Origin of the sequence: Dethiosulfatibacter aminovorans DSM 17477, from assembly GCF_900142005.1 — a bacterium.
GTDB lineage: Bacteria > Bacillota > Clostridia > Tissierellales > Dethiosulfatibacteraceae > Dethiosulfatibacter > Dethiosulfatibacter aminovorans.
The window spans coordinates 1-8,928 of sequence record NZ_FQZL01000054.1; the positions used below are offsets into that span (position 1 = coordinate 1).

The window sequence follows — 8,928 nt, forward strand, 5'->3', positions numbered from 1 at the left end:
AAGTCACGTGTTTTCAACGTTTTTCATCCTGCTTCCGATATCCTTTAAAATTATTAGTATAATTTTTATACGCACAATCGCTGCAGGCCCTTATTTTGCACGTTGATTATTTCAAATTTTCGTATAAATTTTATACCAACCACTAAGACTTCAAAATCACAGGATATCGGACTGAAGAACTATCTGAAAAACATGGAAAAGAATATGATACGGGAAACATTGAAGGCCAAAGACTGGCAAAAGATGGTTTCAATATTATTGATCATCATCAATGTCGGCATAGTATTCAAAACTTCCGTATCTTGTGGATTTCTTCAATCCATGCTTTCTTATCCTGTAGTGAAGATTCTGTCTAGATATTCCCAGGGCCTTGGCTGTCCTGTTCAGGTTGCCTTCATTGTTGGCCAAACATTTGAGGACAGTTTCTCTTTCAACGGTTTCCAGTATATTGTTAAGATGCATGTCTGTGTTGCCGAACCTTCCGATGGACCTAAGCTTCAAGTCGGAAAACTTCTTGTAAAGGTAATTCGGCAAATGCTTAATTCCTATTTCATCAATATCCCGATCCATGCACATGGATCCCTCCAGTACATACTGGAGTTCCCGTACGTTGCCGGGCCAGTTGTATTCATTGAATATCTCAAGCAGTTCAACAGACACACCCTTGATATTGCAGTTATACTTTCGGTTGAATTGACCGATGAAATGTTCTATCAACACAGGAATGTCTCCTTTTCTATCAATGAGTCTTGGCAACTCTATAGTGATTGCTCCCAGTCTGTAGAACAAATCATCCCTGAGCCTGTTGTTTTCAATACAGGACTCCGGAGAATCATTAATGGACGCAATATACCTGCACCTCACTTTTTTTGTATCCTTCCCTCCGACCCGTCGCACTGTCTGCTCCTGGATTACCCTGAGAAGCTTGGCCTGAATATTTATAGGCATGGAATTGAGCTCATCCAAGTAAAGTGTTCCGCTACCTGCCTGCTCTATGAGACCAGCCTTGTTTTCCGCTCCGGTAAAAGCACCTTTCACTGTTCCAAACAAAAGGCTTTCCATGAGATTTTCCGGTATGGCGGCACAGTTTATTGGAATAAAAGGTTCGCCGGCTCTCTTGCTGTTGTTGTGGATGCTTTGCACAAACAATTCCTTTCCCGTACCCGTATCTCCAACGACAAGTATCGGCGAATCGAAAATAGATGCACGTATGCTCTCCTCAACGGATTTCTTGATTTCAGGAGACTCCCCTATGATATTTTCAAAAGAATACTTCAATTGCTCTGTTTTACTGCTTTTTATCAATTCATTCTGAAGCTCAAGAGTCCTGTCCAGAAGTTTCTGCACCTTTGTCAAATTCTCGGATATCCCACATGCTCCTATGACTTTTGAATCCTTATACACCGGAAAATAACTGCATACCAGAACCCGTTCATTTCCCTCAATTGTATTGTACTTGGTATTGCAGTCAAGCAGCTCCTTCCCGGATTTGGTTACCTTGCGCAACTGGCTGTCTTCCAGGTCCACATCATATACTTCGTCGGATTTCTTTCCCAGCACATCTTTCCGTTTCAAGCCCTCAAATTCCTCATTTGACTTGTTGTACTCGATAATGTGACCTGATTCATCAGACATTATTACTCCGTTGCTGATATTGTCAAGCATTACATCGTAAAAGCAATTCTTGTCTTCCAATTCAATGGTTGATGTAATATCCATCACTTCAATTACTTCCAGTCCAACCTCCTTCACCATTGCTTTCAACCTGTAATGGCTGTCACCGATCTTGAAGGAATCTAACTTTAATTTCTCTTCAATACTTTGTGAATTTAATTTGCCTTGGAATATCCTATCAGCTTCAGGATTTGCATATTCCACCTTTCCATTTTCAATAACTATTATTCCGTTACTGGATTTTTGGATGATTGAACTCAGTAAACTTTTCTCCATTTCCTCTCTCCTAAGCTAGAAAAAATATTTTTCTTTTTAAAATAATTTTTACATATAAACAGTATATCATAATCTGGCTAAAAATAGGGGTTTTATTGATATTATCATTCGATTTTGTCTTTTCAGACTAATAAATAACCGAAATTTGAAAAAATTTTTTTCATTCGTGTAAATCCAGAACAGCGTTTTCAACAGTTTGTCAATTGGCATAATAATTGCAATCTATTTTGGTGTATTTCGAAATATGGAACCATTGCATTATAATAAAACAGGAGGTATTTAAAATAAACAGCGGCTGCACTGAATAATAATAATAATAATAATATGGAGGAAATCGAATTATGTTTAAAATCAACGAGAAATTTAGGCTAGGTGTAATAGCCACTCCCGTAATTGTATTTACAATAATAATTATTATTGGATTGTTTAATCAAGAATTATTCATCGGTACTTTATGGGGAATTTTTGCATATGTAATGAACAATTTTGGATTCACATTGAATATAGGATGTTTGCTGTTTGTATTCTTTTTAATAGGAATATGCTTTCACCCCATCAGCAAAATCAAGTTTGGAGGAAAGGATGCCAAGCCTGAAATGACCAGGTGGAACTATTGGGCCATAGCGCTTTGTGCAGGCATCGGAACAGGTATAATGTTTTACGGAGCAGTAGAACCTCTGATGCATACTTTTGCAATTCCTCAGGGAATCAGTGCCGAAAACGGGTCCCAGGAAGCTGTCATGTTTGCAATTACAAGGTCGTTCTATCACTGGTCCATCACGCCCTATGCAATCTATGCCATTGCCGGTCTTTCAATAGGCTATGCAGTCTACAATCTGAACAAGCCTTTCAAGGTAAGCTCCGGACTCTATCCTCTTATCGGAGAAAAAGCAATGACTCCACTGGTATCCGGCACGGTTGATGCCCTTACCTTGATAGCCATTGTAGGTGGTGTTGCAGGAGCCTTGGGAGCTGGAATAATGCAGATCGGAAAAGGTCTGCAATACTCCTTCGGACTGCAGCCAAGCCCTACCATGTGGGCGATAATTGCCGTTGTGATTATCGTTGGTTATACAATATCCAGTGCATCAGGACTGGATAAGGGAATCAGGTGGCTCAGCGACAAGAATGCATGGATATTCATTGGTCTTCTGATGCTGGTAATCATCTTCGGGCCTACCAAGTACATCGCAGACCTTACCCTGCAGGGATTTGGAAGATTCGCAAACAGGTTCGTTGAAATCTCGACATTCACCTCGCCCCGAAACACGGACATGTGGCCACAGTGGTGGGATATGTATTTCCTTGCCGACTGGCTGGCATTCGGACCCATCGTAGGTCTGTTCCTTGCCAGGATAAGCTACGGCAGGACTATAAGGGAATTCATAACAATTAACCTTCTGTTGCCTGCAGGTTTTGGAATCATATGGTTTGGAGCATTTGGCGGGCTGGCACTTGACCTTCAGTTCACAGGGGTCTTTGATGCATATGCCTTCCTAAGCGCGGAAGGTATGGAAAGCATAATGCTAAAGCTTTGTGACTTTCTTCCCCTTGCAACAGTTCTCCGTCCGGTTATAATCCTTACCATAGGACTGTCATTCATAACCCTTGCAGACTCCATGACATCAACCGTTTCACTCATGTCTTTAAGGGATAGCGTAGGCGTTAAGGAAGCTCCCTTGTCAATAAAGCTTTTCTGGGGAGTATACATAGGCTTGACGGCGTATATCTTTATTCTTAATGGCGGAATAGACGGAACCAAGGTTGTAATGGCACTGTCTGGCTTCCCCATCCTTATTGTGGAGCTTATGATGATGTTCGGCATATTCTACAAGTTGATATTCAAGGCCGATTACGACAAATCGGAACTCGATACCGGAAACAACAATGAAGATATAGCTTAAATACTGATTTCGGAGGCTAATATGATATTAGAGGAAAAGAGGGTGGAAACCCTCATTATAGATAGAGACATTGACATCCAAGGTTTTGTAGATGTCTGCAGGCACGGCAGGAAAGTCAAATTTTCCGACGATTATTGCCAGAGAGTCAACAATGCAAGCAACCTGGTTGCCAAATGGACAGAGGAGGAACGCACCATATACGGAACCACTACAGGTTTCGGGGTCCTTTGTACCGAGGCAATCTCAAAGGAGGATGCCTCGGAACTGTCAAGAAGGGTGGTATTGAGCTGTGCTACCTCTGTAGGTGATCCCCTTGCAATCGAGCAGGTCAGAGGAATCATGCTTATGGTTTTACTGAATGTGGGAACAGGCCATACAGGAGCAAGACTTAGCACTGTGGAGATGTACAGACAGTTTCTGAATAAAGACTTGACTCCTTATGTCCCAAAAGAGGGTTCGGTAGGATACCTGACTGTGGAAGCCCATGCCGCACTCAACCTCCTCGGAGAAGGAAAAGCATATTACAAGGGAAAATTGATGAAAGCAAATGAGGCACTGAAACAGGCAGGATTGGAACCTGTCAGTCTTTCAACCAAGGAAGGGCTAGTCCTCACTTCTTCAACAACCTCCCCTACGGCATTGGGGGCACTGGCACTATACGATATGATCAACTCCGCAAAGGCTGCCGTAATCATCAGTTCAATGACACTTGAAGTCCTCAAGGGAACAACAAGGGCATTTGACGAGAGAGTAATGAGCATCCGTCCTCATGAGGAACAGGGAAAGGTTGCTGCAAATGTCAGAAACATACTTAAGGATTCCCAAATCTGCAAGAAGCATTATGATTACAGAATACAGGATGCGCTTTCCCTGCGATGCATCCCACAGCTTCACGGCTCTGTCATAAAGACACTGAAGGATGCTCTGAAGACAATAGAGACGGAAATGAATTCATGCTGCGACAATCCCATCATATGGCCAGAGGGAGACGACGGGGAAGCAATTTCTGCATGCAATTGCGATTCATCCTATGTAGGTATAGAAATGGATTCAGCCAGCATAGGCGCCACAATGATGGCAAAGATGTCGGAAAGAAGAAGCTACAGACTGCTGGACAGCAACCTGTCCGGATATCCCTGGTTCCTCATAAAGAATCCCGGACTTAACTGCGGTATGATGATGACACAGTATACACAAGCCGGAATACTGAATGACATGAAGATGATGTGTCAACCCGCCTGCGTAGACAATTTCCCAACCTGTGGCGGCCAGGAGGACTATGTCGCAATGGGCTACAATTCATCCAAGAAGGCCTTGAAGATTTCCGAGATGCTTGACTATATTCTTGCCATTGAACTCTTGTCTGTATACCAGGCTCACCAGTTCATGGACGAGGGACTGGAACCTGGATCCGCCTCGAAAACTGTCCTCAACAGATTGAGTAAAACCATTCCCGTAATCGAAGAGGATGTCTTCCTGAATCCATATATAGAGGAGATAAAGGAGCTCATCAATTCAGGCACGCTAGTTGAAATAGTTGAAAATATTACAGGAAAGCTTGAATTCTAAACAATGCATCAGTAAAAAATCCAGGGCACATTCGCCCTGGATTTTCTAATTCCCCCAATAATCATTTTCCTTGGTTATATTCAATTTCTTGATCCTGTAGATCATACTCTGCCTTATGATCCCAAGATACTCTGAAGCTTTGGTTATGTTCCAGTTGAATCGGTTCAAGGCTTCCACTATGAGCCTTCTTTCAAGCTCGTTGAGGGTTTCAGGCAATGAATTTGACCCTGCCTTCCTCATGTTCTTTTCCTTAAGTATCTTGTTCTTCAAGAATCCAGGAAGGTGCTCAGATGTCAGCTTGGTTTCACTTGAATCAGAGCTTATTACCAGGTTTTCGATCACATGATCAAGCTCTCTTACATTTCCCGGCCACACATAATCAAAAAGCATTCCCTTCAAATCGTTGCTCACTTCAATGATGTTCTTGTTGAGTATCTCATTGTATTTGCTGATAAAGTAATTTGTCAAGTATTGGATGTCCTCCTGCCTCTCTCTCAATGGCGGAATCAAAAGGCAAAGCCTTGAAATTCTGTAATATAAGTCTTCTCTCAATCTGCCTTCGCTGATGAGCTTGTCCGGCTCCTCGTTGATTGCACAGATGATCCTGCATTCGATGGGCTTACTCTCCAGTCCTCCAACCTTTCTGAATCTCTTTTCCTGAAGAACCCTCAGGAGCTTTGTCTGCATGTACATGGGCATGGAATTGAGCTCATCAAGAAAGAGGGTCCCCTTTCCTGCCGCATCAAAGTATCCATCCTTTTCCACTGAACCTGTAAATGATCCCTTGACTGTCCCAAAGAGGGTGGACTCAAGAAGGTTTTCAGGCAATGCAGCACAGTTAACTGCAAAAAACTTCTCCTTCTTGTTCTTGCTTATGTTGTGGATACTCTGGGCAAACATCTCCTTTCCGACGCCTGTTTCTCCGATTATCAGCAAATTGCCCGTCATAAGAGACAGCTGTTCAGCATCTCTGATGGTTTTCTTTATGGAATCGCTGTTTCCCTTAATGTCGTTGAAGGTATAAAACGTACCATTGTCATTGTAGTTCTCGCTATGTTCACCCTTTATACGTCTTTTCAATTCAATAGTCTCAGAGAGAAGATCCAAAAGCATGGATTCATTCTTACTCACGGAAAATACTGCTATTGATTCATCTTCCTTGGTTATGGGATAGGTGGCATAGGCCAGGTATTTTTCAACATTGCCATCCTTTACATGGGCCTTGTACTCATTTATGGGCACCTGAGACTTGAATACGCTCCTGTGTTCCGATGATTCCGTGGAGACATAATTGTATACCTCCCAAAGATGTCTTCCTATGCAGTCTTCCTGCTTAAGTCCCTCCAGTTCCTCTTGGGCCTTGTTGTACAGGCTTATTCTTCCCTCTTCATCACTCATCAAAAGACCATCATCAATCTTTGAAAATATTTCATCATAACAGTAAATGTGTTTTTCATCTTCATTCAATCTCGTCACATCCTCAAGAATCACAACGGTGACTTCAATCCCATGTGTTTCCATCCTGGATGCGCTAATGAAATACATTCTACTGTTGCTTAGAAAGACATTTCTTTTTTCATGGAGTTCTTCCAACTCAAATGAAAAAATGTCCTCGAATTTACAATTAACAATATTTGTGTTTCCAAATATTTTCTTTACATCTATGTTGACGCTTTCAATGACACCCTTGTCATTTACAGCCATTATTACAGGCTTGGATTTCTTAACATCGTCTAAAAAATTAATATATATCCCTCCCAACAATTGCAGATTCAGAATATCTCAGTTAAATACAATTGATTTTTCCAATGCGACAAGAAGACAGATGGAAAAGCTGTGTATTTATGAGCTTTCCCATCTGCCTCAATATCATTTGAATTACTTTTTATCTAGGAGCCTTGCCGTCAGGTCCGAATGTTACGAATTCAGCCGGTTGCCACCACAGCGGCACCTTGATTGAGTCCGTTGTAAGTTTTCCTACTCCGTTTGCTACATCCTTTGCTGTCTGGTATCCTGCCTGGGCATGTCTGATTACTCCTATTCCGGAGTCTACTGTCAGTGATGCATCAAGTCTAACATCGGCTTCCTCTGTTCCGTCAGCTACCATTGTTACTCCCGTGTGTACAGCTTCTCCCATTGAGTAGTTTGCCTGGATTGCTATGAGGTCGCATCCTGCCGCACAGTTCAATAGTCCGTTGAGGTATGGCCAGTCTGAGATCAGGTCTCCGCCGTCCATCATGTTTTCAGACTCGAATGTCGGGTTGACTATTGATCCCGAGTCAAGGTTGTCTCTCGAGAAAGCTACCGGTCCCTTGATCTCGCCTTTCTTGATGAGTTCGTTAACTGCAAGGCCGAATTTTCTTCTCTGTCCGAATCCCATGTAGCAGATTCTTGCAGGCAGTCCCTCTATTGGAAGGTTCTTTCTTGCTAGCTTTATCCATCTCTCTACAAGAGGATCTCCCTTGCATATTTCAAGGGCAAGGTCATCTGTTCTCTTAAGGTCTTCAGGATCTCCCGACAGACATGTCCACCTGAATGGTCCTCTTCCTTCGCAGAACAATGGTCTTATGTATTCCGACACGAATCCCGGAATTGTCATGGCTTCATCTTCAGGCATTCCTGCATCCCTGCACTCTTTTCTTATGCTTGTACCGTATTCGAATACCTCCACACCCTTGGCGTAGAACTTGTTCATTGTCCTGAGCTGGTTGATCATTGTAGTTCTTGCATCCGCCAGGTATGCTTTTCTGTCTCTTGCCCTGTATTCGTCTGCTTCCACACCTGTGTATCCTGATGGAATGTATGATATAGGGTCGTGGCATGGGCACATCTCGCTTATTATGTCAGGCATGAATCCCTTCTGGTATGCTTCCTCGAATACGTCTGCTGCATTTCCTACGATTGCCACCGATGTTGGCTCTTTCTTAGCTACAGCTTCATTCACTATCTCAAGGGCTGCATCAAGTGAATATACCTTCTGGTCCAAATAGTCCTTCTCTATCCTTCTGTCTATTACCCTTTCGTCTGCATCCACTATGATTGCAACTCCGCCGTGCATCTTCATTGCCCAGCTCTGGTTTCCTCCCATTCCGCCGGCTCCTGCAGTCATGTATACTCTTCCTGTCAGGTCGTTGTTGAATCTCTTGATTGCTATTGCAGAAAGGGTCTCGAATGTTCCCTGGATTACTCCCTGAGTTCCTATATACTCCCATGGTGCTGCTGTGTACTGGGCGAAGATTGTCAGGTTCTTGTCCTGAAGATCGTAGAATGTCTCCCAGTCTGCCTTCATGATGTTTGTTGTTGCCATTACTACCCTTGGTGCAAGCTTGTTTGTCTTGAATATGGCTACAGGCATTCCAGACTGGATAACAAGTGTCTCGTTGTCTTCAAGCTCCTTAAGGGACTTTACGATTGCATGGTATGACTCCCAGTTCCTTGCACATTTTCCGTTTCCTCCGTAGATTACGAGAAGCTCGGGAATCTCCGCGTTCTCCATGTTGTTCTC

At 42.9% G+C, this 8,928-nt stretch carries 5 protein-coding genes; 2 read left to right on the forward strand and 3 right to left on the reverse strand.

Annotation, left to right across the window (positions count from 1 at the left end; all coding sequences use genetic code 11):
* Window positions 1-255 precede the first annotated feature (255 nt).
* Complete coding sequence (locus BUB05_RS17880; RefSeq protein ID WP_094763068.1) at window positions 256-1,950, reverse strand: sigma-54 interaction domain-containing protein; 1,695 nt, start codon at window positions 1,948-1,950, stop codon at window positions 256-258.
* 341 nt (window positions 1,951-2,291) lie between these two features.
* On the opposite strand from BUB05_RS17880, the gene BUB05_RS17885 reads away from it, so the two are divergent.
* Window positions 2,292-3,854, forward strand: coding sequence for a BCCT family transporter (locus BUB05_RS17885; RefSeq protein ID WP_073051099.1), 1,563 nt, complete (start codon window positions 2,292-2,294; stop codon window positions 3,852-3,854).
* Between the two features lie 21 nt (window positions 3,855-3,875).
* Window positions 3,876-5,423: an HAL/PAL/TAL family ammonia-lyase gene (locus BUB05_RS17890; protein ID WP_073051100.1), complete on the forward strand. Its 1,548-nt coding sequence runs from the start codon at window positions 3,876-3,878 to the stop codon at window positions 5,421-5,423.
* A 45-nt stretch (window positions 5,424-5,468) separates the two neighbouring features.
* Here BUB05_RS17890 and BUB05_RS17895 read toward each other — a convergent pair whose 3' ends face one another.
* On the reverse strand, window positions 5,469-7,187 hold the full coding sequence (locus BUB05_RS17895; RefSeq protein WP_139258080.1) for a sigma-54 interaction domain-containing protein: 1,719 nt from the start codon (window positions 7,185-7,187) through the stop codon (window positions 5,469-5,471).
* A gap of 121 nt (window positions 7,188-7,308) precedes the next feature.
* On the reverse strand, window positions 7,309-8,928 hold a 1,620-nt coding region (locus BUB05_RS17900; RefSeq protein ID WP_073051103.1), incomplete at its 5' end, for a urocanate hydratase.